The sequence below is a fragment of the Phycisphaeraceae bacterium genome, assembly GCA_015709595.1.
Classification (GTDB): domain Bacteria; phylum Planctomycetota; class Phycisphaerae; order Phycisphaerales; family SM1A02; genus CAADGA01.
Genome location: CP054178.1, coordinates 1,977,146 through 2,001,046 on the forward strand (window position 1 = coordinate 1,977,146; position 23,901 = coordinate 2,001,046).

The 23,901-nt window shown below is 66.4% G+C and carries 20 protein-coding genes; 13 read left to right on the forward strand and 7 right to left on the reverse strand.

Annotated features, from left to right (window positions below; all coding sequences use genetic code 11):
* Positions 1–53: 53 nt before the first annotated feature.
* A complete protein-coding gene (locus HRU76_08295; GenBank protein ID QOJ17581.1) occupies positions 54–2,678 on the reverse strand; it encodes a S8 family serine peptidase in 2,625 nt (874 codons plus the stop codon).
* 365 nt (positions 2,679–3,043) lie between these two features.
* Between HRU76_08295 and HRU76_08300 the strand changes: the two genes are divergently transcribed.
* Both HRU76_08300 and HRU76_08305 read left to right on the forward strand, forming a co-directional pair.
* The gene (locus HRU76_08300; protein ID QOJ17582.1) at positions 3,044–3,673 is read left to right on the forward strand and encodes a PH domain-containing protein; all 630 of its coding nucleotides are present in this window, start codon (positions 3,044–3,046) and stop codon (positions 3,671–3,673) included.
* A gap of 66 nt (positions 3,674–3,739) precedes the next feature.
* Entirely contained in the window at positions 3,740–4,219 is a 480-nt protein-coding gene (locus HRU76_08305) for a hypothetical protein (GenBank protein QOJ17583.1), read from the forward strand.
* Here the strand turns inward: HRU76_08305 and HRU76_08310 are convergent.
* Positions 4,216–5,193, reverse strand: coding sequence for a DUF58 domain-containing protein (locus tag HRU76_08310; protein ID QOJ17584.1), 978 nt, complete (start codon positions 5,191–5,193; stop codon positions 4,216–4,218). The genes HRU76_08305 and HRU76_08310 overlap by 4 nt on opposite strands.
* Before the next feature lie 118 nt (positions 5,194–5,311).
* Between HRU76_08310 and lepB the strand changes: the two genes are divergently transcribed.
* Positions 5,312–6,916 carry a signal peptidase I gene (gene lepB / locus HRU76_08315; protein QOJ17585.1) on the forward strand — a complete coding sequence of 535 codons (1,605 nt, stop codon included), beginning with the start codon at positions 5,312–5,314 and terminating at the stop codon, positions 6,914–6,916.
* Between the two features lie 21 nt (positions 6,917–6,937).
* Here the strand turns inward: lepB and HRU76_08320 are convergent, their stop codons facing one another.
* The 3 genes from HRU76_08320 to HRU76_08330 all read right to left on the reverse strand — a co-directional run bounded on the left by HRU76_08320 (position 6,938) and on the right by HRU76_08330 (position 11,084).
* Positions 6,938–8,908 carry a hypothetical protein gene (locus HRU76_08320; protein ID QOJ17586.1) on the reverse strand — a complete coding sequence of 657 codons (1,971 nt, stop codon included), beginning with the start codon at positions 8,906–8,908 and terminating at the stop codon, positions 6,938–6,940.
* 177 nt (positions 8,909–9,085) lie between these two features.
* Complete coding sequence (locus HRU76_08325) at positions 9,086–9,877, reverse strand: hypothetical protein (protein ID QOJ17587.1); 792 nt, start codon at positions 9,875–9,877, stop codon at positions 9,086–9,088.
* Positions 9,878–10,082: 205 nt separating this feature from the next.
* Positions 10,083–11,084: a polyprenyl synthetase family protein gene (locus tag HRU76_08330; GenBank protein ID QOJ17588.1), complete on the reverse strand. Its 1,002-nt coding sequence runs from the start codon at positions 11,082–11,084 to the stop codon at positions 10,083–10,085.
* 206 nt (positions 11,085–11,290) lie between these two features.
* Between HRU76_08330 and HRU76_08335 the strand changes: the two genes are divergently transcribed.
* From HRU76_08335 to HRU76_08350, 4 genes are all read left to right on the forward strand, one after another.
* Entirely contained in the window at positions 11,291–11,983 is a 693-nt protein-coding gene (locus tag HRU76_08335) for a hypothetical protein (protein ID QOJ17589.1), read from the forward strand.
* Between the two features lie 61 nt (positions 11,984–12,044).
* Positions 12,045–13,721, forward strand: a complete 1,677-nt coding sequence (locus HRU76_08340) for a methylmalonyl-CoA mutase (protein ID QOJ17590.1) — start codon at positions 12,045–12,047, stop codon at positions 13,719–13,721.
* A gap of 197 nt (positions 13,722–13,918) precedes the next feature.
* Positions 13,919–14,203, forward strand: coding sequence for a DUF4258 domain-containing protein (locus tag HRU76_08345; GenBank protein QOJ17591.1), 285 nt, complete (start codon positions 13,919–13,921; stop codon positions 14,201–14,203).
* Entirely contained in the window at positions 14,200–14,442 is a 243-nt protein-coding gene (locus tag HRU76_08350) for a YgiT-type zinc finger protein (GenBank protein QOJ17592.1), read from the forward strand. The genes HRU76_08345 and HRU76_08350 overlap by 4 nt, the downstream gene beginning before the upstream one ends.
* A 27-nt stretch (positions 14,443–14,469) precedes the next feature.
* On the opposite strand, the gene HRU76_08355 is transcribed toward HRU76_08350, so the two are convergent.
* Positions 14,470–15,216, reverse strand: a complete 747-nt coding sequence (locus HRU76_08355; protein QOJ17593.1) for an SDR family oxidoreductase — start codon at positions 15,214–15,216, stop codon at positions 14,470–14,472.
* 438 nt (positions 15,217–15,654) lie between these two features.
* On the opposite strand from HRU76_08355, the gene HRU76_08360 reads away from it, so the two are divergent.
* The 6 genes from HRU76_08360 to HRU76_08385 all read left to right on the forward strand — a co-directional run bounded on the left by HRU76_08360 (position 15,655) and on the right by HRU76_08385 (position 22,262).
* Positions 15,655–15,990 (forward strand): MGMT family protein, encoded by a 336-nt coding sequence (locus tag HRU76_08360; protein ID QOJ17594.1) that lies wholly within the window; start codon positions 15,655–15,657, stop codon positions 15,988–15,990.
* Between the two features lie 246 nt (positions 15,991–16,236).
* A complete protein-coding gene (locus HRU76_08365) occupies positions 16,237–17,292 on the forward strand; it encodes a type IV pilus twitching motility protein PilT (protein ID QOJ17595.1) in 1,056 nt (351 codons plus the stop codon).
* 78 nt (positions 17,293–17,370) lie between these two features.
* Positions 17,371–18,594, forward strand: coding sequence for a type II secretion system F family protein (locus tag HRU76_08370; GenBank protein ID QOJ17596.1), 1,224 nt, complete (start codon positions 17,371–17,373; stop codon positions 18,592–18,594).
* Positions 18,595–18,646: 52 nt separating this feature from the next.
* The gene (locus HRU76_08375) at positions 18,647–19,225 is read left to right on the forward strand and encodes a prepilin-type N-terminal cleavage/methylation domain-containing protein (GenBank protein QOJ17597.1); all 579 of its coding nucleotides are present in this window, start codon (positions 18,647–18,649) and stop codon (positions 19,223–19,225) included.
* Positions 19,226–19,263: 38 nt separating this feature from the next.
* On the forward strand, positions 19,264–21,645 hold the full coding sequence (locus tag HRU76_08380; protein ID QOJ17598.1) for a hypothetical protein: 2,382 nt from the start codon (positions 19,264–19,266) through the stop codon (positions 21,643–21,645).
* A 53-nt stretch (positions 21,646–21,698) separates the two neighbouring features.
* Complete coding sequence (locus HRU76_08385) at positions 21,699–22,262, forward strand: prepilin-type N-terminal cleavage/methylation domain-containing protein (protein QOJ17599.1); 564 nt, start codon at positions 21,699–21,701, stop codon at positions 22,260–22,262.
* A 22-nt stretch (positions 22,263–22,284) separates the two neighbouring features.
* Here the strand turns inward: HRU76_08385 and asnS are convergent, their stop codons facing one another.
* Positions 22,285–23,688 (reverse strand): asparagine--tRNA ligase, encoded by a 1,404-nt coding sequence (gene asnS, locus HRU76_08390; GenBank protein QOJ19142.1) that lies wholly within the window; start codon positions 23,686–23,688, stop codon positions 22,285–22,287.
* Positions 23,689–23,901: the final 213 nt, after the last annotated feature.

Genomic DNA, 23,901 nt, shown 5'->3' on the forward strand with positions numbered 1-23,901 from the left:
GATGGCATGTCCCCCGGCGACGGTCGTCTTGCACCGACCGGTCCGAGAAGTGATCAGTTCAGCGACACCTCGACGTGGTCGATCTCGGTGTCGAAGGTGAAGGCGAAGATCGGCACCACCACGAGGTTGCGCAGCTGAATCCGGACCGACCCGTCTCCGGCTACATAGTCCGCGGCGGGAAGGCCGGTGATGGTGCGGACCACGTCGGTGGTTCCGATCGAGAACGAATCAACCAGGTCGAAGCGGTTCTGCGGCCAGTTGCGGACCCAGAGGCGCCCCGTGCCGTTCTGCGACACCAGCCGCTGCTCCACCTTCACGTCGATGGTGGATGGCGAGCCGGCGGCCTGGGCGTTGATCTGCATGTTCAGCCGGTGCAGTTCGGTGAAGGTGTTGCCGAAGCCGGACCGGACCCGCAGGTACTGGTCATCGGACTGGGTCAGTTCAGGCAGCCCGCCGGACAGGAGCGTACCGCTCTGGATGGTGAAACTGGTCAGCGTCGCCGTGGTGGATGGGGGTACGACGCCGGTGACGATGAGTGCGAAGTCGGCGTCCACGGCCTGGGTTTCGCGATGGCCGTCCTGGTTGATCTCGGAGGCGATGACCTCGACGCGCCACACCCCCTGCTGGGGGTTCTGCACGAAGACGTTCTCCACCGTGTCGCGCGTGTTGGCGCTTCCGCCCGAGGTGGACCACAGACCGTCGGCGAGCCCGTTGTTGCCCCAGTAGATCGTGCCGCCGGGCGAGGTGACCTTGAGCGACAAGTCGTTGATGCGGTGGAGCGTGGACGACGTGGTGCCGCCGGGGTCGGCGTAGGTCATGGTGGCCCGGAACTCGGGCGTGCCCGGCTCGACCGCCAGTTCGTAGGTCGCGGTCTGAAGCAGGGTGAGCACCCGATCCTCGTTGACGATGAACATCTTGTTCCGGACGTTGTGCAGGCGGCTGAGATCCGCCATGCCCCAGCCCTGCTTGGCGCGGCTGAGGTTGTGAGTAGGGCCGGTGAAGGGATAGGGGTCGGCCGTGTTGATCATGATCGCCTTGGCGGTGGTCATGTGGGGCCGATTGGAGAAGACGGTGCCGTTGGAGTCCACTTCGTTGCCGAAGATACCCTCGTGCCACATCTGGAAGAACAGGGCGAAGTGCCCCGCAGTGATGGGCGTGGCGCCGCTGGTGCCGCCGAAGGACGAGGTATAGGCGGTGTTGTTGGTGCTGGTGGTGGTGAAGATGCTGTCGTAGAAGTGGGCCAAGTCGGGCTTGATCCGACCGTCGGCGGCAGGGCCGATGCTGGCGCTGGTCCAGGCGTCATCGGACTTGGTCAGCGTGTTGCGATGGGCGATGCCCCCGACGGAGACGATGTTCTTGGCCCACGCCTGGGGACGCGAGTTCTGGTTGCCCGTGTTGCTCTGCGATTGGCAGATCACGATATCGTTGATGAACAGGATGTCATCCATCTCGGTGGAGATGTTGGTGTACTGCGTGGTCTGCGTCGAGCCCCACGAGTTGCTCTGATAGACGGCGAAGTACGGCGCCTGAAGCAGCTCCGCCGTGTGCTGGTAGCGGTTCGTCAAGGAGGCGTAGGAGGCGAAGATGCCCTGCGCCGAAGGCGCCATGCCCTTGCCTTGGGCGTTGGCCGTACCGGTGCCGAAGTTGATGCCGTACGTGGCCGTGCCGTGACTGGCGCTGCCGGAGCGTGACCCGTGCAGCAGGACGGGCGGGTTCTGGAAGTCCACGTGGGTCGTGAGAACGTTGCCATCCATCACCTCGGCCCGCACGCCCTGGCCCGTGTACCCCAGCGTGTTGTGGACGAAGTTGCCGCCGCCGATCTGCCGGGCGATGTCCATGTCGGACTCATAGGGGCTCCAGCGGTCGATCCACAGCACCTCGGGCATGGCGGCGATGTCCATCACCTGCAGCCCGTCGAGCGTGGCCTCCAGCAGGAAGCCGTCGGGAATCATGGCGTTGACCTGGCCGCCGATGGCGGCGACGCGGGCCGCGACGCGCTCCTTGTCAACCAGCCCGCGCTCCATCACCTGAATGTACAGGCGCGTGGCGGTCAGCCCGAAGGGATCCTCACCCATCGCCTCGAGCAACTCTTCCTCCAGTTTGTATGCGGGGTGATACGCGCCCACCCAGCGGACGAAGGGCATCGCCTGCACCCGCGCCAGCCCGGCGGCATCAAGATGCACGATGTAGGAGTGATGGGCCAGGAAGCGGTGGATCACACCGCCCGCGTGGCGGATTGCCTCGCGGTAGGGCTCCAGCGGCTGGGTGATGAACTGCACGATGTACGCCTGGCGGCCCTGTTCAGGGTCGCCCGCGGTCAGATGCGGGGGCACGGGCGGCTCGCCGGTGAAAACCGGGTCGAACTCCGCGTAGCGCAGCTTCAGAATGTACGAAGCGTCGTCCACGCGATGCCACGGTCCGCCCGGCTCCATCTGGACCGCGAAACCGCTCCGCGGGACCGCGCCGGCGGCGAGGCGGCCGCTCTCCCACGTGGCGACGGTGATGCCCGAGCCGTCGAGCCGCAGGGTCCGGGCGCCGGCGGGAAGCAGGTTCGACCCGTCTCCCGTGGGTTCCACCGCGGCGAGAACAGCCATTCCCGGCGCCGGGGCGATTGTCAGTCCCACGAACACGCCTGCCAGCACCAGACCCGCCACGCTTCGCCGCGCTCGATTCAGCATCGCACCACTCCATCAAGGAAGTAGAAGGACTCGGAAAACACACAACCCGCAGCGATGGCCTGCGGATCCACCCACCCCAGAACGTGTGATCCCTCCACGGTATATCACCTCGGGCGGGATACGCAAGGGCATAGTTGGGCGTTTCGAAAAACAGCCGTTCTCTCTGGGTTGCCCAGTTTGACAGCGAGCGGCTTCGTTCACGCGACGGCGCTGTCCCTATCATTGTGTTGGTGAGTTGTGAACGCGATCAGCACGAGTCCGTCGCCGAATCGGAGTGTGAAAGCACCGGCCGTCCCGGAAGCGATTCGTCACCTGCGCCCATCGGCGATATGGGTCGTGGCGTGGGCTTGATTGATGATGGGCGCGTGGCGGCCGGGGATGGCTCCACTGTCGATTCGCGTGAGACGACTCTTCAGGCGCCCGCACTCACCTCGGGAGGGGCGCTGAACCCCCTTCCGAATGCAGAACCGGGCGTCGATATCGCCGACGGCGTGCTCCACCCCGTTGATCCCGCCTACCGCGATGCCGAACTGCTCGGGTCGTGGATCGGTTTCGCGGTCATTGCCGGCGGATCGGGCGTGGGGGCGCTGGTTCTCTGGCTGCTGGGGGGCGTGGGGACCGGATGGGGGCTGATCCTTTCGGGCGCGTGGGTGCTGCTGGCCGGCTGGCTGGCGTGGTTCTCCGCGGTGTGGCCCGGCAAGGAGTACGCCCGCACCCAGTACGCCCTGTCGCCGGAGGGCATCGAGATTCGCAAGGGCGTGGTGTGGCGTCGGATCATCAACGTCCCGTGTTCGCGCGTGCAGCACACCGATGTCATCCAGGGTCCGATCATGCGGCGGTTCGGGATCGCGGTGCTGCGCATTCACACCGCCGGAACCGAGAACGCCCAGGTGGATCTGCCGGGGCTGAGGCATGACGCGGCGCTGCGCATCCGCGACGCCCTGCTGCGCGGCCGCGCCGGGGCCATGGCGGAGCAGGCCGACGACGCCGTGTGACGCTTTCGCGCCGCTGCGGATCGGCAGGTTGAACGCCGGGCCGTCATGCCTCGTAGGATCATGGACATGACTTACGAGGCCTCGTCATCGACGACCGCGACCCCGCCGACATCGCCCCCCGAGTCCGGTTCGCCGTCCCCGGATGCTCGCCTGGCCCGTCTGGAGCGGCGGCTGAAGTGGATGCTTATCGGCCTGATCGCCTGCGCTGCGCTGGCGGCGGGGCTCGGCGTGCTGTCGATCGCGGTGGTGCGGGACTATGCGTCGCACCTGGCGCGGCAGCGGATGGAGCAGGCGGCCCAGCTCCGGTTGCTGCAACAGTTGCAGCAGGACTTCGAGGCCCTGGACGTGCGCGTGCCGCGCAACCAGATCGAGGCCTACGGCCAGCTGCGCGAGCAGCTCGGCCAGTTGCGGGGGTTGTACGGCGGCATTGAGCGGTACGACCTGACCGATCCGATGGGATCTCTTGACGCGCTGCTGGGGGTCAAGAAACCCAAACCACCGCCCGCTGAAACGGAGCACGATGATGACGGCGGCGCGCCGCGTTAGCCCATCTTCGTCCGCTTGATGTACGCGTTCCGACGCGCCATCAGGCGGCTGAGCATGGGGCCGACGGACTCGTGCGTGTCGGCGCGTTCGTAGTCGAACCCGAACCCGCGGGCCGTGGCGGCGATGGCGCTGGTGTGTTCGGTGAGCGCCTGGAGATACGCTTCGCGCAGCGCCCGCGGGTCCACGCGCAGGCGGCCCTCGCCTTCCATGCCCAGGAACGGCGCGGGCTGATTGAAGTCGAACCGCATCTCCTGGCGGTCGAGCGTCTGGATCAGGATCACGTCATGCCGCCGGTGCCGGAAGCGCGCCAGCGACTGTCGGATGGACTCGATCGAATCGAAGAAGTCCGACAGCACCACGAACAGGCAGCGGTTGGTGACCTTGCCCAGCACCTGGTCGGTGACGTGGGCGAGGTTGGTGGTCTGCTCCACCGGCTCGCTGTTGAGGGCGGTGACGATCCGACGCCACTGCCCCTGCGCGTTGGAGCGCTCGACCATGCGCCGGATGCCCTCGGCGAAGACCACCAGCCCCACGCGGTCCTGCTGCTGCAGGCACAGGTAGGCCATGGCGACGGCGGCGGCGGTGGCGCAGTCGAACTTGGTCCACGACCGGCGCTCGCGGCTGGCCTGGGTCAGCCCCCAGTTCGACTTGATGTCCAGCGTGCCGAACTTCATCGACGCCGACGAATCCACCAGCACCATCACGTCGAGGTTGGTTTCCTGCTGGTATTGCTTGATGTACAGCTTGTCGCTGCGTCCGAAGACCTTCCAGTCCAGGTGCTTCAGGTCGTCGCCGGGCACGTACTGACGATGCTGGGCGAACTCCACCGCCATGCCCTGGTATGGCGAGCGGTGCATGCCGGACATCACGCCCTCGACGATCATCTTGGCGCGCAGCTCGAAGGGCGCCAACTGCCCGAGCGTCTCGGGGGCCAGGTAGTTCTCGGCACGGATGGCGGTGGAGGTGTCAGGCATCGACATCAAGTGGAACGGTGAGCGACGCCGATCATACCCGTGCGGCGTGCCTGGGTTGATTGATCTGCGCCCTCGGGCGGCACATCGCGAACTTCAATCGTACGATGCAATCCAGCCCATGCCGACACAGGACCATCCGAAATCGCCCCGTTCAGAAGGAGAGGCCGATCCCTCCGACGGCGGCGTGCCCGACACGCTCATCGCCCTCATCACCGCGTTCGTGATCGCCATGGCTTTTCGCGGGTTCGTGGTGGAGGGGTTCGTCATTCCCACCGGCTCCATGGCGCCGACGCTGCTGGGGGACCATCTGCGGATCACCTCGCCCGAGACCGGCTACGACTTCGCGGTTGACGCCAGCGACCGAACCCTGGACGACGTTTCGATCGACCCGCGCCACGTCTTCTCGATCGCCGACCCGATGGGGCGCCCCGAGGACGCCGTGATCCGACGCACGCGCGACGCGCTGTCGCGGAGCGTCCGGCCCGGGGACCGCGTGCTGGTGCACAAGTGGCTCTACACCTTCACCGACCCGGGCCGCTATGACGTGATCGTGTTCAAGAACCCCACGCGGCCGCACGAGAACTACATCAAGCGGCTCGTGGGCCTCCCCGGCGAGGAGCTCTGGCTGGCGGATGGCGATGTGTTCACGCGACGGGCGGACCAGCCGCAGGAGCCCTTCCGCATTCAGCGCAAGCCCGTTCACGTGCAGCGGGCGGTCTGGCAGCCGGTGCATGACAGCTCCTACAGGCCCTCCGGCGCCGATGCGGAGCCGCTCGATGAAGCGTGGATCGGCGGCGCGCGGACTGAATCAGGGCGCGACGCCTGGCGCGTTGAATCCTCCGGTCGGCCCCTTCTGCTGGAATGGGACAATCGTCGTCGCGCGCTCGACGACTGGAACGCCTACAACATGCTGGGACGGCGTCAGCAGGTGTTTCCGGTGAGCGACCTCCGCGTCCGCGCCGCGATCGAACCGGAGACGGCGGGGTTTCAGACATCGCTTCATCTGACCGCGCGGGGCCACCGATTCGCGTTCTCCATCGCCGGTTCGACGGCGACGGTGCGGTACGGCCTGATCGGCGACGAGGACAATCCCTCGGCCGTTCACTGGATTGACTCGCGCGGCGGCGCGACCACGGCCTTCCGGCCCGGACGCACCACCGAGGTGGAGTTCTGGCACGTGGATCAGGCCATGTCGATCTGGATCGACGGGCGCGAGGTCGTCCGCCTGGAGTACGACTGGACGCCCGAGGAGCGGCTGCGCCACGCCACGGGCCGCAGCGTCGAAGAGGTGCTGGAGCGAGGCCGCAGCGGCAACCCGTGGGTGGGGGAGTATCGCCCCAGTTCGCCGACGCTGCAGTGGTCGCTTGAGGGCGCGCCCGCCGTCATTCACCGCGCCGCGGTGGATCGCGATCTGTACTACCAGCCCGCCACGCTCTATACCGGAGGCCCCCCCGCGATGGCCACCCACCCGAAGGCCACCGCCGTACTGGGACCGGATCACTTCTTCATGTGCGGCGACAACAGCGCCGCCTCGCACGACAGCCGCAAGTGGGGCGATCCGGATGATCTGGTCGCCGAGCAGATCGACGAGGCGCCGTACGTAGTGCATCGTCGCCTGCTGGTGGGACGGGCGTGGTGCGTGTACTTCCCGGCTCCGCTGGGGTTGAGCGAGGAAGGATCGCGCTTCATCCCTGATTTCGGTCGGATGCGGCTGATCCGTTGATCCACCGGCGCGACGAGACAATCAACGCAGCAGCAGCCGCGCATCGCGCAGGCGCTGTTCGATCGCTTCGACCCGCGCCGCCGCCTCCGGCGCCTTGCCAAGGAACAGATCGAGCAGTTCGCCCGGGTGACCCGCTTCGACGTACACGCCGCGCTCACGAGCCAGGATGGCTTCGGCCTCGGCCGCCGGGCGAGTCCGGAAGGCCTCGAGAATCGTTCCCAGCAGCCGATCCGCCGCGCGGAGCGAGTCGGTCACCTCCCGGAACGTCAGGTCGACCAGCGCGTGCTGGACCGACAGGCCGCCGCGCTGCGCGACCTCCTCCAGCCCCTTGACGAGTTGATCCAGTTTCTCAATGGAGGCGAAACGACGAAGAAACCATCCGATGGTGAGCCGTCGGTGCTTCCCCAGCGCCGGGCTGAGGCCGAATCGCGAGGTGAGCGCTCGTGCGATGGCGGAGGCGATCGGCTCGCCATGCCGGGCGAGCGCCGGTCGATGCTGAAGCGAGGCGATCAGGGCGTTCAACCCCACTTCGGCGATGTCGGCTGAGACGATCACGCTCGCCGCCCGCTCGTCGCTTCCCAGGTGTCGAGCCATGATGAAGCAGGCGCTCAATCCCTCCGCGACGATCTGTCTTGATTCTTCATCCACCTCCGCCGAATGCAGCCGGTTCAGCGCGCTGGCCGCCATGAGCCGGGCGTTGCGCTTCATGCCCGGCAGGTGGGGGAGCGGAAGCATCGGGCCCTGCGCATCCCAGGTGGATTGCAGGTCGAAGGTGCAGGACTCGATCGATGCGGCTTCACGCAGGATGTCGAGGATGGGTTCGGCCTCTCGCAGTGCATCCATGACGGCGTCGGGGGTGTCGGCGCCCGGCGCGCCCGAGTACGCCTCGATCGCCTGCCATCCCGCCTCGTCGATGGTCGACTGCAGTTCGATCGCGTGCAGATACCACAGCGCGGCGTTCCGCATCGTCTTCGCGGCTTCGGGATCAGCCGTCAATCGTTCCAGGTCGCGCAGAAGCAGGTCCATCTGGCCGTATACCTCGATCATCACGTCCATCACGCGCTCCAGCGATGGCAGCATGCCCTGGGCGACGGGTCCGTAGACGCCGTTCTCCGCGTCGCGCGCGATGGCGGCGATGTCGCGCCGCGCCTGGTCCAGATCATCCTGGCTCGCCGCGTCGATGACCTTGGCCATCACCAGGTCGTACTGGTGCAGCGAGGTGACGAACTCGTTCTGCGTCATGCCCACGATCTCGCGGGCGACCGGATCGGCGTCCATGATGCCGACAAGCTCTCCCAGGAATCGCTCCTTGCCGCCCTCGCCGGACAGGTTGTCGATCATCCACTGACCGAAACCGGTGCGCTCTCCCTTGAGCGCGCCGACGAAGCCCAGCGGATCATCGGTGGCGATGGATCGAACCGCGTCGAGTACGGCGGCGGCCTCGACCTGGCCCAGTTCGCCCTTGCCGATGAACTCGCGCAGCGTGTTGTTGCCCAGTTTGAACATCGCCGCGCCGACCAGCGTGTTGATCAGCACCGGATTGTCGGTGGCGTGATCGCTCATGCGCATGCTGGCGGCGAAGGCCTCCGCCGCGCCGCGCGAGTCCCCCGACTCCATCCGCACCCGTGCGTCGGCCATCATCAGGATCATGCCGCTGCGCATCGGGCTCAGGTGGGGCAGCAGCGTGTATGGCCCGTCGGAGAGATCGATGCCGAAGTCCACGCTTTCGGCGGAGGCCCCGCGCCGCAGCGAATCGAGAATGGGCCTGGCGCGGTCGAGCGCGGCGCGCACCTCGGGGGTCACGCCGCCCCTGGGGTTGGCGACGAAGTCGCGGATGGTCTGGTCATCGGGCGTCTGACGGAAGGCGTCATATCGCTCGAAGGCCTTCCAATAGTGGTCCGCTCCGTTCTGGCGCGGCGGCTGAGCATGCGAGGCGGCCGCCATGTAGAGGGGCGCCAGCCACGCGATGATGAGCAGGGAGGTGCGGCTCACGGGTGATTCCGTCGTCGGGGTTGGATGCGGCGGGAAGGCGGGAGGTGACGGGGCCGTTGGTCGGCGGCTGGCGGCTCACCCCGCTTTCTTATACTATGTGTGACAAGGTATACGTTGACCCGGGACTGGCGGTTGCAGCCGACGCAGGGCGAGCCGAATCCTCGCATCCACCCCGCCTCACACAAACACCGAAGCAATCCTCAACCACGCCTCCGTCGGCGCCGCCTGCCAGATGCCCCACGACAGCGCGATGATGATGGCCACACCCGCGGCGAAGAGACGGTCGAAGCGGTGGATCGTCGCGTACAGCGCCACCAGCAGCACCGCCAGCACGTCGGTGATGAAGAACGGGCCGAACAGGCGCTCCATTGCCGTGCCCACGTACAGGTTGTTCAGCACGTCGATGCGGCTGATGGGCGCGGACATGATCGACAGCGTCCCCACCATCATCATCGCCCGATGGATCGCCGGCTTCTTGCGGTACGCGATGGCCAGCGCCACGAAGGCGCCGAAGATGAAGACCGCCGTGAATGGGACGATGAAGAACTCCTTCGGCGGCAGCCCCCAGATGCGGGCCTCGCCGGGCGTGACCTGTGCCGAGCGGATCGCGACCACAAGGCCCGTGGCGCAGACCAGCAGGGCGATCACGGCGCCGACCTTCCCGAGCGTCATGTGCAGTCGATGCCTGCGGAGAGAGATCAGCGTCGGTTGGACGAACAGAAGAATCATCCACGCGCTCATCACAACCGCGTGAATGATGACGACCGTCTTGATGGGTGGGGCGATCTCGCGGCCGGGGTAGGCCATGCCTTTTGTGTAGAACGGGCCGAACCCCCACGCCGTCATCGCCAGCAGGAGCAGAGCCACCGCGGGGAAGAAAAGCCGCGCGGCGCCGGATGCCCGTGCGCCGCCCGATTTCGCGCCGCGAACCGTGCGAAGATCACCCGACGATGCCTGGATGTGTGACATGGTCTGCCCGTGATGAGGGCGGGAGCGGCGCTGCGCGGTGTCGCTCGGAGACGCCTCCGACCGCCCGGCCGCACGCAGTTCGTGACGTGCCCCGCCAGTGGCGGCAAGTGTAGCGCGGCGAGCGGAATCCGCAAGGTCAGGTGCGAGGCGGGGGCTGTCCAGCGTCCCAACCCTCAGCCCGCTCCGTCATGCGTCGAACACGTGCTCAGAAGGGCCGCATGACCAGGCGGTCGGCGAGCGAGTCGAACAGGTCGCGCGCGGGCCCCGCGGGCAGGGCGGCCAGCCGCCGCTTGGCGCGGGAGACGAACTCGTTGGCCCGATCGGTGGCGCGGGCGATCGCGCCGCCCGCCAGCAGCAAGCCGGTGAGGGACTGGTGATCGCGCTGCTCGATGGATCGCAGTGCCTCGCCGCGCTCCACCGGGGATGCCTCGCCCAGATGCAGGATCAGCGGCAAGGTCAGCTTGCCCTTGTCCAGGTCGCGGCCCAGCGACTTGCCCACCACCTGCTGGTCGCCGACAAGATCGAGCAGGTCGTCCTGAATCTGGAAGGCGATTCCCAGCGCGGTGCCCGCCTCGGCCAGCGCCTCGGCCACGTGAGGGGGCGCGCCGCAGAGCATCGCGCCCAGCCGGCATGCCTCGGCGATGAGCGACGCCGTCTTGCGCTTCACGATCTCGAAGTACGTCGCTTCATCAATGCCGTAGTGATTGCGGTGATGCAATTGCAGCAGCTCGCCTTCGCACAGGGTGTTGGTGACGCGGCCCAGCGCCAGGTTGATGGCCGGGTCACCCACCGATGAGCAGAGGTGGAAGGCGTTGGAGATCAGGTAGTCGCCCAGCATGACGGCCATCTCGTTGCCGTGCAGCGCGTTTACCGTCGCGCCGCGGCGGCGCTCGGCGGCGTCATCCAGCACATCATCATGCACCAGCGTCGCCATGTGGATCAGTTCCGTCACGGCGGCCACCGTGCGATGCGCGGGCGTGAGGGCGGCGGCGTCCTCCGCTCCCACCGACGCCAGCCCGGAGAGCAGCACCATCGTGGGCCGCAGCATCTTGCCGCGATACCGCTCCACGTGGCGGCACAGCGCGTTCACCGCCGGCAGGTCGCTGGCAAGTTGCCGCTCAATGACGAGAGCGACCTCCTCCAGCTGCGACTCCAGCAGAGAAAGCAGGGGGCGGTCGGCGGCGGGATGGTCGAGGAGACGTGGCATGGCGCGTCGGGTGAGAGACCGGGTTCCAACCCGCCCGGCTCGGCGGGGATGGGCGATTCTACACCCAAGCGGGGGCAAGTCCGATCGCGAGATGCCGCAGGCGGATTCCTATTCTGGATGAGTCGCTTCGACGCTCGATCTCAACACCCGACTCGGACTCCCCAGTCCTTCGACGAGGCACACTGAGTCGGCTTGAATGCGCGGCCATGACTGACCGGGCGACTCCATCCGGTTGCTACTGCCTCGGCTGCGACTACGACCTGCGCACGCTGCCGGCGGGCGCGTGCCCGGAGTGCGGCCGCGCGTTCGACCCGGCGAATGCCAGGTCATTCCGAGCGCGGCCGCGCGGCGAGGCGGAGCGCATCGCCCTGCGAACCAGCCGCCCGGTGGTGCTCGCACTTCTCGGCGTGCCGGCGGTCGCGGCAATGGGGCTCTCCGCCGCGGGGTTCGATCCGATCATGCTGCTCTTCGGCTCGTGCATCGCCACGGGCATCATTGGCCCGGTGGTCGGCACGTGGGCGACCCTGGAGTGGCGGGCACGCTCCTTCAAGGCGTGGCCGATGTTCGCCGTGCTGTTCTGTCTGCTTGCGATCGCGACGACTCTGCTCTTCCACTGGCCGCTGCGGTTGAGTTTCGCCCTCCACCGCCCGGCCCTGGAGCGTCTGGCCGCCCAGGCGCAGGCGGGCACGCCGCCTGCTCTGCCCACGCGGGTCGGGCTGTACACGATTCGTGGCATCGATACAACGACCTATCCCGGCGTGATCGGCCTGCACACGGATACGAGTCCCAGCGGCCCCACGGGCTTCTACCTGACCGCAGTCCCCGTCAACTCGCCGCCGGCCAACGAGTGGTCGTGGGTGCGGCTGACCGACCGGTGGTGGTGGATCAAGGAGGATTGAGAGTGTTTTCGCACTGGAGCGAACGACGCTTCGGACCCCGTTTTCGTCGTATAGTTGCTCCATGAGCACTCTCGAAAAGCCCGATCTCGAGATCGAACGACGCCCCGCTGACGGCAACCCCCACCTGTCCACCCGCGGGCACAAGCCAGGCGACGTGGATCCGGAAACCGTCACCATCTCCGGCTACGTGGTCGATCGGCGGTATGGCCCGGATCGGGTCGAGACGACCTCGCCGGACGATCCATCCAGGCCCCATCCGCGCATCGGCGAGCCCGGCAGGTTCCCCTACACGCGCGGCGTCCACGAGACCATGTACCGCAGCCGCCTGTGGACCATGCGGCAGTTCGCCGGCTTCGGCAGCGCGGATGACACCAACCGCCGCTTCAAGTACCTGCTCGAGAACGCCAAGGGAACGAAGGCCAACACCGGTCTGTCCACCGCCTTCGACCTGCCCACGCTCATGGGCCGCGACAGCGATGATCCGCTGAGCGCCGGCGAGGTTGGGCGCTGCGGGGTGGCGATCTCGACGATCGACGACATGCACCGCCTCTACGCCGACATTCCCATCGACGAGGTGACCGTCAGCCAGACCATCAACGGCCCCGCCGCGGTGATCTGGGCCATGTACATCGCCATGGCGCAGGAGCGCGGCATCGACATCGCCAAGCTCGGCGGCACCCTGCAGAACGACATCCTCAAGGAGTTCCATAGCCAGAACGAGTTCATCTACCCGCCCGAAGCCAGCGTGAAACTGGTGGTGGACACCATTGAATTCGCCTCGAAGTTCATGCCGCGCTGGAACAGCGTGTCGATCTCCGGCTACCACATCCGCGAGGCGGGCAGCACCGCCACGCAGGAGCTGGCCTTCACGCTCCGCGACGGCATGGAGTACGTGGAGGCGGCCATGAAGCGCGGGCTGGACGTGGACGCCTTCGGGCCTCGGCTCTCGTTCTTCTTCAACAGCCACAACGAGTTCTTCGAGGAAATTTGCAAGCTGCGCGCGGCGCGGCGAATCTGGGCTCACGCCATGAAGGAGCGCTACGGCGCGAAGAACGAGCGCTCGCTGCTGATGCGAACGCACGTGCAGACCGCGGGGTGCTCGCTCACCGAGCAGCAGCCGCTCAACAACATCGTGCGCGTGGCCTACCAGGCGCTGGCGGGCGTGCTGGGGGGCTGCCAGTCCCTGCACACCGACAGCATGGATGAGACGCTGGGGCTGCCCACGGAGACCGCCGTGCGCGTGGCCCTGCGCACGCAGCAGATTCTCGCTCACGAGACGGGCGTGCACCGCACGGTCGATCCGCTCGGCGGATCGTGGTTCGTCGAGGCGCTGACCGACCAGATGGAGAAGGACGCCAACGCCATCATCCGCGAGATCGATGACATGGGCGGCGTGGTGGAGGGCATCCACAAGGGCTACTTCCGCCGCTCGATCGCCGAGGCCAGTTACCGCTTCGGCCAGGAGATGGAGGCGGGCGATCGCATCATCGTGGGCGTGAACGCCTACACCGACGGCAATGAGGACAAGCAGGTGGAGATTCTGCAGATTCCTCACACGGTGGAGGAGCAGCAGTGCGCGCGGCTGGCAAAGTTCCGCGCCGAGCGCGACGCGGGCGCGGTGAAGCGGGCGCTCGATGCCATCCGCGCCGCGGCACGGGGCGGCTCTCTCCTCTCCCACCGGGAGAGGGCCGGGGTGAGGTTCTTCCTCCCTCTCCCTCGGGGAGAGGGGCCAGGGTGAGGGTTCTTCCCTCCCCTCTCCCTCGGGGAGAGGGGCCAGGGGTGAGGGTGCTTCGTCTTCAGGCCTCTCCCCCGACAACGTCATGCCCGCCCTCATCGCCGGCGCCCACGCCCGCTGCACGCTGGGCGAAATGGTGCAGGCGATGGCGGATGTGTATGGGCGTTATACGGGCGGGCCGGAGTGGTAGGGGGTGGCCCGTGTCTTCACGAATCAACGTCTTTCGCCGAAAAGTCGCGCTGGGGCACTACGAACTCACCGGGCACGCGAAGTCCGAGATGGAGCAGGACGGATTCACCATCGAAGACATCAAGTCGGCGATTTACACCGGGCGCATCGCCGCGGTACAACGGCATGGACGTGGTCGAAGAAAGGACGTCGTGCATGGCAAGGGAGTTGACGGGCGGGGCATTCGGCTTGTGTGTCGTTTGACCGAACTGGGCCGACTGCGCATCATCACGGTGTTTGCCGCGAGGACACGATGAAGTACGACCGATGCGAACTCTGTGACGGCGTTGTCCGCGAGCAGATGGTCACCGTGGACCTGCGGCGCGGCAGCCAACTGACCGTCTTCGAGCACGTCCCCGTCGGCGTCTGCAGCAAGTGCGGCGAGCGGTACTATCCGGGGCCGCTGCTGGAGTCGCTCGATGCACTGGCGCAGCACGGCGTCAACGGCGCGAAGCGGCGCGCGGTGCCCGTGGTGGACTACCGCAAGGCGGGGTAATCCCGCCGCGTCGATGTGGATGAACAGTCACGCCCCAACCCCCGCCGTCGCGCGCTCCACCGCCTTGTGATCCGCGCGCCACTGCTGATACAGGTCGCGCGCCATCGCGTCCGGGAAGACCTCCTCCGCGCCGTCCGACAGTCCTTCGAGGATCGCCTGCGTCACCTGTTCGGGCGTGGCCTTCTCCATTTCGATGTCGGCGGCCATGTCGGTATCCACCGGGCCGGGATGCACTGTGACCACGCGGATGTTCCGCCCGGCGAGCAGGCCACGCAGGCCGATCGAGAGCGACCACACCGCCGCCTTGCTGGCGCTGTAGGTGCCGAACGACGGGAAGTTCACCATCGAAACGATCGACGCCACGTTGATGAACGTCCCGCCACCCTGCCGCTCGAACACCGGGGCGAACGCCCGCATCATCGCCAGCACGCCGAAGTAGTTGACCTCCATCTCGCTTCGGGCGTGGTCGAAGTCCTTCTCGCCCAGCCCCGTCGAATCGAACGCCACTCCCGCGTTGTTGAAGACCAGGGTGACATCGCGCGCCGCCTTCGCCGCGCTGGCGACCTCCGCGGCATTGGTCACATCAAGCCGCAGTGGCACGACGCGGTCGCCCAGCGCGATCTGAAGCGGCCGCAGCGTTTCCACGTTCCGGGCTCCGGCGTACACCTTCTTCGCGCCGGCCTTGATCAGCCCCTCCACCAGCGCCTTGCCAATGCCCCGGTTGGCGCCGGTGACCAGCGCCACGGAACCCGCGATCGTGGTTGTCGATGACATGCGATTCGCTCCCGCATGTCCGTCGCCTGACGCAGCACGCGGCTTCGGCCCGCACAGACGCCGGCGATCGGACGTGCCACCTTCGATGCGCGAAACTCGATGCGGATACGCCGCCGCCTGCCGTACGCCCGATCGTGTCGAACTCATCCCGGCGTTCTCTATGAGAGTCTGACCGCACAACCGCGGAGCGCGGAGACCGAAGCCCTGGATGCGTTCTCTCCGCGCCCACTGCGGCTCAGCGGTGAATCCGGGTTCAGAGCGGATTCGACCAAAGCGTCGCGGGTGGCATGGTCAAGCCGCTTTGGGCTTGACCGTGCTGACGGCGGCGATCGTTCGTCTCCTCCCGTCCGACACGGGCAACGCAGAGCCGTTGCCCATGCCACCCGAGACGCTACGACTTCGCGAGAAGAGCTCTAGGAATCGGTTCTACGCTCACCCATGCCCGCCGGCGCGTACGCCCGCATCTACGCCGTCATCCGACGCATCCCGCGCGGGCGCGTGGCCACGTACGGGCAGGTCGCGCGCCTCGCCGGTCTGGGCGACCATGCGCGGCAGGTGGGCTACGCGCTCAGCGCCACGCCCGAGGATCTCGACCTGCCCTGGCATCGCGTGATCAATGCCAAGGGCGAGGTGTCCCGCCGGACGATCGCCGCCACGCCCGAGCAGGATGAAGACGCCCGCGACCAGCGGCGGCTGCTGGAAGCGGAGGGCGTGATCTTCGACGAGCGCGGCCGGGTGTCGCTTCAGCGGTTCCAGTGGAAGCCGCGCCGGTGACGGCGGGGCGCCTGCGCCACCGTGCTCCACCGCAGTCGGGGACGCCGGCGCCTCCGGTATTCCTCGGCGCCGTCTCTGTTCGGAAGGGGAGGCCCGGCCGCGCAACCCGCACAGTTTCACGATTGTGCGCCGTCGTCAGGGCCGTCATGGTTTTCGGCACCCGTCCTGATGTCGCGCCCTTGCCCGACCGATACAGGACGAGCGTCGGTGCATGCCGCGCCGAGTGCGTCTCCAGGATGCCGATCCATGCAGCTGAGCGACATTCTCCGATCCGCGAAGGACCAGGATGCTTCCGACATCCACCTGATCGCCGGGCACCCGCCCATGATGCGGGTTCATACGGTGATGACGCCGATGGACTACCCCGTGCTGACGCGCGAGAGCATGCAGAAACTGCTCGACGCGATGACCAACGAGCGTCAGCGGGAGATCTTCAAGACCGGCATGGACCTGGACTTCTCGTACGAGGTGCAGGGGCTGGCCCGCTACCGCGTCAACGCGCACATGAGCCGCACCGGCATCGGCCTGGCCATGCGCGCCATCAAGACCAAGGTGCCTCCGCTGGCCGACCTCAACCTGCCCGAGGTCATCAGCCGCCTGACCTACCTGCCGCGCGGCCTGGTGCTGGTCACCGGCGACACGGGTTCGGGTAAGTCCACCACGCTGGCGGCGATGATCCAGGCGATGAACGACCGCTATCGCAAGCACATCATCACGCTCGAGGATCCGATCGAATACACCTTCGAGTCCAACCGCTGCCTCATTGAGCAGCGCGAACTGGGGCACGACATGCCCACGTTCGCCTCGGGTCTCAAGCATGCCCTGCGTCAGGATCCGGACATCATCCTGGTCGGCGAAATGCGCGACCTGGAGACGACCGCCCTGGCCATCAGCGCCGCCGAGACGGGCCACCTGGTGCTCTCCACCCTGCACACGGTGAACGCCAGCCAGACCGTGGAGCGCATCATCGACATGTACCCCGCGGGTCAGCAGAACCAGATCCGTTCGATGCTCTCCAACACGCTGCAGGCGGTGGTGTCGCAGACTCTGTTCTCGCGCATCGACAAGCCGGGCATGGTGCCGGCCATCGAAGTGCTGCTGTGCACCCCCGCGGTGCGCAACCTGATCCGCGAGAACCGCACGTTTGAAATCCCCAACGTGATCGACACCAACCGCGCCCTGGGCATGATCTCGCTCGACAACGCCATCGCCGAACTCTACTTCAACGGCATGATCGGACGCGAGGACGCCATCGCCCAGGCGGCCTTCCCCGACAAGCTGGAGCGCCAGCTGGCGGCGTAAAGCGGAGGGCGAAGGCGTCGACGCATGCGTACGAACGACTGACTTCTGACTGCCGACCTCACACCCCCCCGAACTCCCATGCCACAGTACCGCTACCAGGCGCGACTCTCCTCCGGCCAGATGCAGGCGGGCGTTCTCGTGGCCGAGAGCGCGGCGGCGGCGGCCAACCTGCTGCGGGGGCAGGGGCATCACGTGATGCAGCTGACGCCGATCGCCAGCGCCGCCAAATCGGGCTCGCGACTGAAGGAGCTGCTCAACTATTCCTCCGGCCCGTCGCAGAAGGACATTCTGGATTTCACCACGCAGCTGGCGGTGATGGTCCGCGCGGGCATCGCGCTGCGAGCGGCGCTGGAGGGCATCTCCGAGCAGGTGCAGAATCCCAAGTTCCGGCGCATCATCAACAGCGTGCGGAACGACGTGGAGAGCGGCAAGCAGTTCTCCGAGGCCATCGCCAAGTACCCCAAGCAGTTCAGCGCCCTGTACGTCAACATGGTGCGCGCCTCGGAAATGTCCGGCTCGTTCTCCAAGATGCTGGACCGGATCGCGGCCTACCTGACGCAGCAGATCGAGACGCGCAAGATGGTGATCGGGGCCATGATCTACCCCGGCATCATCGGCACCATGGCGGTAGGCGTCACCATCTTCCTGCTCGCCTTCGTGCTGCCGCGCTTCGCCCAGGTGTTCAAGGGCAAGGAGCACGCGCTTCCGGCGCCCACCAAGTTCCTGATGAACCTCAGCGCGTTCATCGTGTCGCACTGGTACGTGCTGGTGGGCGCGCTGGTGGTGCTGATCGTCGCGTTCCTGCTGTTCATCCGGACGGAAGTCGGACGCTGGTGGTGGGACGGCGTCAAGCTGACCATTCCGCTGTTCAAGCGCATGTTCCGGGCGCTGTATATCAGCCGCTCGCTCAGCACGATGGGCGAACTGCTGAACGCCGGCGTGCCGATGCTTGATACGCTCGCCATCACGGGCGACATCTCGGGCAACATGCTCTATCGCAAGATGTGGCGCGGCGTGTACGCCGCGGTGAAGCAGGGCAAGAAGATCGCCTCGCAGCTCACCAAGTCGAAACTGCTGCCCAAGTCGGTGGTGCAGATGGTCGGCGCCGGCGAGGAGTCCGGTAAGCTGGGCGAGGTGATGAACGACGTGTCGGACTTCTACCTGAAGGCCCTGCGCGACGCCATCAAGGCCGTCACCAGCATGATCGAGCCCATCATGATCGTCGTCATGGGCGGAATTGTCGGATTCATCGCCATGGCGATCATCCTGCCCATCTTCAAGATGTCCTCGATCGTGAGCTGACGAATCGTACGGTTGAGAGGTTCGTGAAGGGGCGTCGAGGCGGGAATTGACCATGCCGATCGCATCACCCAACCCGGTGGCACGCAGGGAACGCCGCGCCCGGCGCGGCTTCACCCTGCTCGAAACCGCCCTGGCGATCATCATCGTCGGCGTGGGCGTCCTGGCCATCGTCTCCGCACAGCAGGCGTTTCACCGAAAGAACAGCTGGTCCACGCACGCCTCCACCGCGACGTGGCTGGCCAATGAAATCCGTGAACTGACGCTGAACCTTCCGCGTCACGACCCCGTCACCGGCAAGGCGACGTGGGGTCCGGAAGGCAACGAAGTCTCGGTCGAGGACTTCGACGACCTGGACGACTTCGACGGCGAACTGGGCGAGGGAACCGTCTTCTCCGCCGACCTGGCCAACGGACCGATCAACGCGCGGCGTCAGATCATTCCCAACATGGCCGGGTGGTCGCAGACGGTGCGTGTGTTCAACGTTCACCCCAACAACATCACCGCGGAGCCGAATGAACTGCTCGACGGGCAGACGGACATGATGATCGTGGAGGTCGTGGTGTCCTACCGCGCCCCCAACGAAGTTGAGCCCATGGAGATGATCCGAATGCGCTGGGTGTCGCCCAACTGAGCGGGCGGGAACGTCCCAGGAGGCCGACGGGAGCACGCATGATGTCTCGCACGCACAGCATGGTTCGACGGTTCCCACGGCGCCCCGCGCGTCGGCGCGGCGTGGCGTCGGTGCTGGCGATGATGTTCCTGGTGATCTTCGGCTCCCTGGCGGCGGTGATGGCGGTGGTGGCGCAGTCCAACCTGCGAACCGCCGACTCGTACCTGAAGGTGACGCGCGCCACCAGCCAGGCGGAAATGGGGCTCGTCTTCGCCAAGCGGCGTCTGGCCGAGGCGGCGCGCCGCTTCGTCGTGACCAAGGGCGTGGTGACCGACGACTTCGGGGAGAAGCTCTGGCTGGGCACGTATACCTCGCAGGACGGCACGGTCACGGTGCTGCCGCCCACCTTCGACGAGGGATCATCGCCGCTCGGACTGGCCGAGGCGATCCGCAACGCCCATCTGGCGGACGAGCACCACATCGAGGTCGAGCCGGGCGACGCGCTGCTTCCTTCGATCGACGAGTTCGGCACGCTGCGCGTGCAGCCCATCGGCACGATCGAGAGCGACGTGGTCGGTCCGCACTTCCGGCTCAAGTACGAACTGCTCGCCGACGGGCGGTATGTCCGCGTCACCTCGCAGGGCGTGGACGGCGACGTGCGGCGGACGCTTCAGATGGACTTCCAGATCGTCAAGAAGATCGAATATGCCGTCATCAGCCCCAACCGCATCATGATCGGCAAGAACGTGCGCATCGAGGGGCCGCTCGGGTCGCGCTACGGCATCATGAACGGCGAGCTGGCGCCCCAGAACGGCAACCCGCTCGTCATGCGTTCGGACTTCTATCACCTGCATCCCGATCTGAACACGCTGCTCAACGACTTCTTCGCGGGCGTCGCCGAGTTCGACGTGGATGGAGACGGGCGGCTTCGACCCAACCACGTCACCGAGGCCAACGGCCTGACCGAGCAGATGCCGGACTACGACGGCGACGAGTACGTGGACGACTTTGACCTGTTTCTGGCCCATTTCGACGCCAACAGCGACGGCATGGTGGTCTGGGACAAGGACCTGGCCGCCTCGCACGGGCTGTCCGGCCTGACCAACGAGTTCACCCTGGACGACCAGTTGGCGAAGCTGATCGACAACGCCAACTCGGACCGGAACGGCGACGGCGTCGTGGACGCGCTGGACCACGCGCTCGGATACGCCAACGGCGTGATCGACCGCAACGATTCCTACGCCAAGGTCAGAGGTCGCCTGGCCTTCGCGGTCAGCAAGAGCGACTGGGAAGGCGCCCGCAACGCCTCCTACCAGACGATGGTCCACGGGCCGATCGTCACCGACCCGGATCGGGCGCCGGTGACGTTCGAGGTCTCGGAGGCGGATCTGCTCAACATCACGACCGCCGACTTTGAGGAGACCGAGACCTGGCTGGTGGATAAGGCCCAGTCAGGCGCGTCCTTTGCGGACCAGGTGGCCTCCAACCTGGGAACGGGCGGCCTCTACACGGCGGAGTCGGATGCGCCGTGGGAGACCGTGCCCTGGGGAGCCAAGGGCTACTACGACTGGTACCGTCGGCCCATCTACGAGAACATGACGTTCCAGAATGTCGTCATTCCGATGGGCAACAACGGTCTGTTCAAGAACTGCACCTTCATCGGCGCCGTGTACATCGAAACGCACACCGACAACGGCGACGTCAACTGGAACTACGCCGGCATGGTGGACCGATCGGGCGGCGACATGGTGCCCAAGTACCCCGGTCTCACCGCGGACTACAACGGCACGCCCGTCGAGGACACGCGGCCCTACTCCAACAACATCCGGTTCCACGACTGCCGGTTCGCCGGTTCGATCGTCGCCAAGGCCACGACGCAGTACACGCATGTCCGCAACAAGATTCAGTTCACCGGCGACACCGTCTTCACGCTGGAGAATGAGAACCTGACCGAGGAGGAGATCGAGGAGCTCGCCAAGAGTTCGATCCTCATGCCCGGCTACTCCGTGGACGTGGGCCACTTCACGAACAGTTCGCTCGTGCCGGTTCAGCTCAAGGGCACGATCATCGCCGGCGTGATGGACGTGCGCGGCTCGGCGGACATCTTCGGCACGCTGCTGATGACCTTCCGCGCCGTGGAAGGCGAGGGGCCCCTGCACTATGGCGGTACGCCCGACGCCTTCAACACCACCATCGGCTACTTCGGGCCGGACGACGGCGACGCCGAGTCGGTCGATCCCTCCACGCTGTCGGACACCGACGGCGACGGCTTCCCCGACATCGGGGTGGATCTGGACGGCGACGGCTTCAACGACCCCTTCCTGGGCTTCGGCGAGATCACCATCCGCTACAACCCGGACGGCAAGCTCCCGGATGGCATCCCCTGGCCGATCACCATCGAGGCGGTCGAGGGCACCTACGTCGAAGGAGGTTCCCTCTGATGCGAGCGATTCACCCGCGAATCCCGATCGCGTCCGTCCGGCGAAGGCGCCCCATGCCGCGCCGGGGCTTCTCGCTCGTTGAAATGCTGATCGCGCTGGCGATCACCTCCACGCTGCTGACGGCGGTGTTCGTGGCGCTGGACGTGTCCTTCCGCGCCTATCAGAAGACCACTGAGGAGGCCTCCACCCACACCATCTGCCGCCTGACCATGCACCGCATGCTCACGCTGATCCGCACCGGGCGGGACTTCGGACCGTTCCCCAACACCATCAGCGCCAACGCCGTGGTGGAGAGCGACTTCATCGAGTTCTACGCCAGCAACGGGCAGTTGATGCGGCTGGAGTACGTGCCCAACGAACAGGCGCTGTACCTGGTCAAGATCAACGGCGGCGAGGAGGACGCCTCGCTGCTGCTTCAGGGCGTCACGCAGCGTGACAGCGAGAACAACTACATCCCGCCCTTCACGCTGGAGTACCGCAAGGGCACCCAGCTCTACCGGGCCACCATCGACCTGACGGTCGTACCGGACGACAACCTCAGTCTGCAGATCGAGGGCAACGAGCCCTTCGTCATCCGCCTGGTCGCCAGCGCCGTGCCGCGCGGGCAGGCGTATTGACGGGCGGACGACGTGATCTGCTTCAAAACTCCGCCTGCTTGGGTGCCCGCGGGAACGGAATCACATCCCGGATGTTCTGCATCCCCGTGGCGTACAGGATCGTCCGCTCGAAGCCCAGGCCGAAGCCCGCGTGGGGCACGGTGCCGTAGCGCCGCAGGTCGCGGTACCACCAGTAGTCCTGCTTGTGCAGGCCCATCTCGTCGATGCGGGCGTCGAGCACCTCCAGCCGCTCCTCGCGCTGGCTGCCGCCGATGATCTCGCCGATGCCGGGGGCGAGCACGTCCATCGCGGCCACGGTCTTCCCGTCATCGTTCACGCGCATGTAGAAGGCCTTGATGTCCTTCGGATAGTTCATCACCACCACGGGGCGCTGGCAGATTTCCTCCGTCAGGCAGCGCTCGTGCTCACTCTGCAGGTCCATGCCCCACTTGACGGGAAACTCGAACTTCCGGCCCGAATCGGCGGCCCGCTGAAGACGTTTGATCGCCTCGGTGTAGTCCATCCGCTCGAAGCTGGCGTTGACGAACGACTCCAGCCGCGCGATGCACTCCTTGTCGATGCGCTCGGCGAAGAACTTCATGTCATCGCCGCGCTCGTTGAGCACCGCGCGGAAGATGAACTTCAGGAAATGCTCGGCCAGATCAGCGTTGGCGGCGAGATCGTTGAAGGCCACTTCCGGCTCGATCATCCAGAACTCGGCCAGATGGCGGCTGGTGTTGCTGTTCTCAGCACGGAACGTGGGTCCGAAGGTGTAGACCTTGCTCAGCGCCAGACAGTACGTCTCGACGTTGAGCTGGCCCGATACGGTCAGACGCGCCTCCTTGCCGAAGAAGTCCTGCGCGAAGTCGATCTGCCCGTTGGGCAGCCGCGGCGGGTTGACCATGTCCAGCGTGGAGACGCGGAACATCTCGCCCGCGCCCTCGCAGTCGCTGGCGGTGATGATGGGCGTGTGAATCCACAGGAAGCCGTGCTCATGGAAGAAGCGATGCACCGCCATCGCCAGTGTGTGCCGCACGCGCGCGACGGCCCCGAAGGTGTTGGTGCGTGCCCGCAGGTGGGCGACTTCGCGCAGGTACTCGAAGGTGTGCTGCTTGGGGCTGACGGGGTAGGTGTCCGGGTCATCGACCCAGCCGACCACCTCGATCGACTCCGCCTGCATCTCGTACTTCTGCCCCTTGCCCTGGCTCTCGACCAGCGCGCCTGAGGCGATCACGGCGCAGCCGGTGGTGAGTTTGAGCACCTCGGTCGCATAGTTGGGAAGCGACGAGGCCGCCACCACCTGCAGCGGGTCGAAGCACGAGCCGTCGCTGACGTGGACGAATGACAACCCGCCCCCGGACTTTGAATCCCGCCGGGTGCGGACCCATCCCTTGATCGTGACGTGGCTTCCCGCCGGTACGTCGCCCGCAAGAATCGACTTCACCATCGTCTGGGACTTGGGGCTGGTCATGCGTGCTTCCTTGCTCAGGTAGGGCCTTGATTGGATGCCTCGACTCGTCGAACGGATGCCCCCGATGGCTCAGGACGGGGAGTATTGAGCCGGGGCCGGGTACTGGCAAGTTGAGCGAGTTTCCGATACGTCCCGTCCCCGGCTCATCCGCCAATCTGGCAGTCGCACCGGGTCGCGGAACGAACGCTG

Bases quoted from the DNA above. Each gene is read 5' to 3' on its own strand.
- HRU76_08360 (QOJ17594.1), top strand. From the start codon at position 15,655: ATGCCCGCCGGCGCGTACGCCCGCATCTACGCCGTCATCCGACGCATC.
- HRU76_08350 (QOJ17592.1), top strand. From the start codon at position 14,200: ATGAAGTACGACCGATGCGAACTCTGTGACGGCGTTGTCCGCGAGCAG.
- HRU76_08385 (QOJ17599.1), top strand. From the start codon at position 21,699: ATGCCGCGCCGGGGCTTCTCGCTCGTTGAAATGCTGATCGCGCTGGCG.
- HRU76_08375 (QOJ17597.1), top strand. From the start codon at position 18,647: ATGCCGATCGCATCACCCAACCCGGTGGCACGCAGGGAACGCCGCGCC.
- HRU76_08365 (QOJ17595.1), top strand. From the start codon at position 16,237: ATGCAGCTGAGCGACATTCTCCGATCCGCGAAGGACCAGGATGCTTCC.
- HRU76_08355 (QOJ17593.1), bottom strand. From the start codon at position 15,216: ATGTCATCGACAACCACGATCGCGGGTTCCGTGGCGCTGGTCACCGGC.
- HRU76_08310 (QOJ17584.1), bottom strand. From the start codon at position 5,193: ATGCCTGACACCTCCACCGCCATCCGTGCCGAGAACTACCTGGCCCCC.
- HRU76_08295 (QOJ17581.1), bottom strand. From the start codon at position 2,678: ATGCTGAATCGAGCGCGGCGAAGCGTGGCGGGTCTGGTGCTGGCAGGC.
- HRU76_08330 (QOJ17588.1), bottom strand. From the start codon at position 11,084: ATGCCACGTCTCCTCGACCATCCCGCCGCCGACCGCCCCCTGCTTTCT.
- HRU76_08335 (QOJ17589.1), top strand. From the start codon at position 11,291: ATGACTGACCGGGCGACTCCATCCGGTTGCTACTGCCTCGGCTGCGAC.
- lepB (QOJ17585.1), top strand. From the start codon at position 5,312: ATGCCGACACAGGACCATCCGAAATCGCCCCGTTCAGAAGGAGAGGCC.
- HRU76_08370 (QOJ17596.1), top strand. From the start codon at position 17,371: ATGCCACAGTACCGCTACCAGGCGCGACTCTCCTCCGGCCAGATGCAG.
- asnS (QOJ19142.1), bottom strand. From the start codon at position 23,688: ATGGTGAAGTCGATTCTTGCGGGCGACGTACCGGCGGGAAGCCACGTC.
- HRU76_08340 (QOJ17590.1), top strand. From the start codon at position 12,045: ATGAGCACTCTCGAAAAGCCCGATCTCGAGATCGAACGACGCCCCGCT.
- HRU76_08325 (QOJ17587.1), bottom strand. From the start codon at position 9,877: ATGTCACACATCCAGGCATCGTCGGGTGATCTTCGCACGGTTCGCGGC.
- HRU76_08305 (QOJ17583.1), top strand. From the start codon at position 3,740: ATGACTTACGAGGCCTCGTCATCGACGACCGCGACCCCGCCGACATCG.
- HRU76_08380 (QOJ17598.1), top strand. From the start codon at position 19,264: ATGATGTCTCGCACGCACAGCATGGTTCGACGGTTCCCACGGCGCCCC.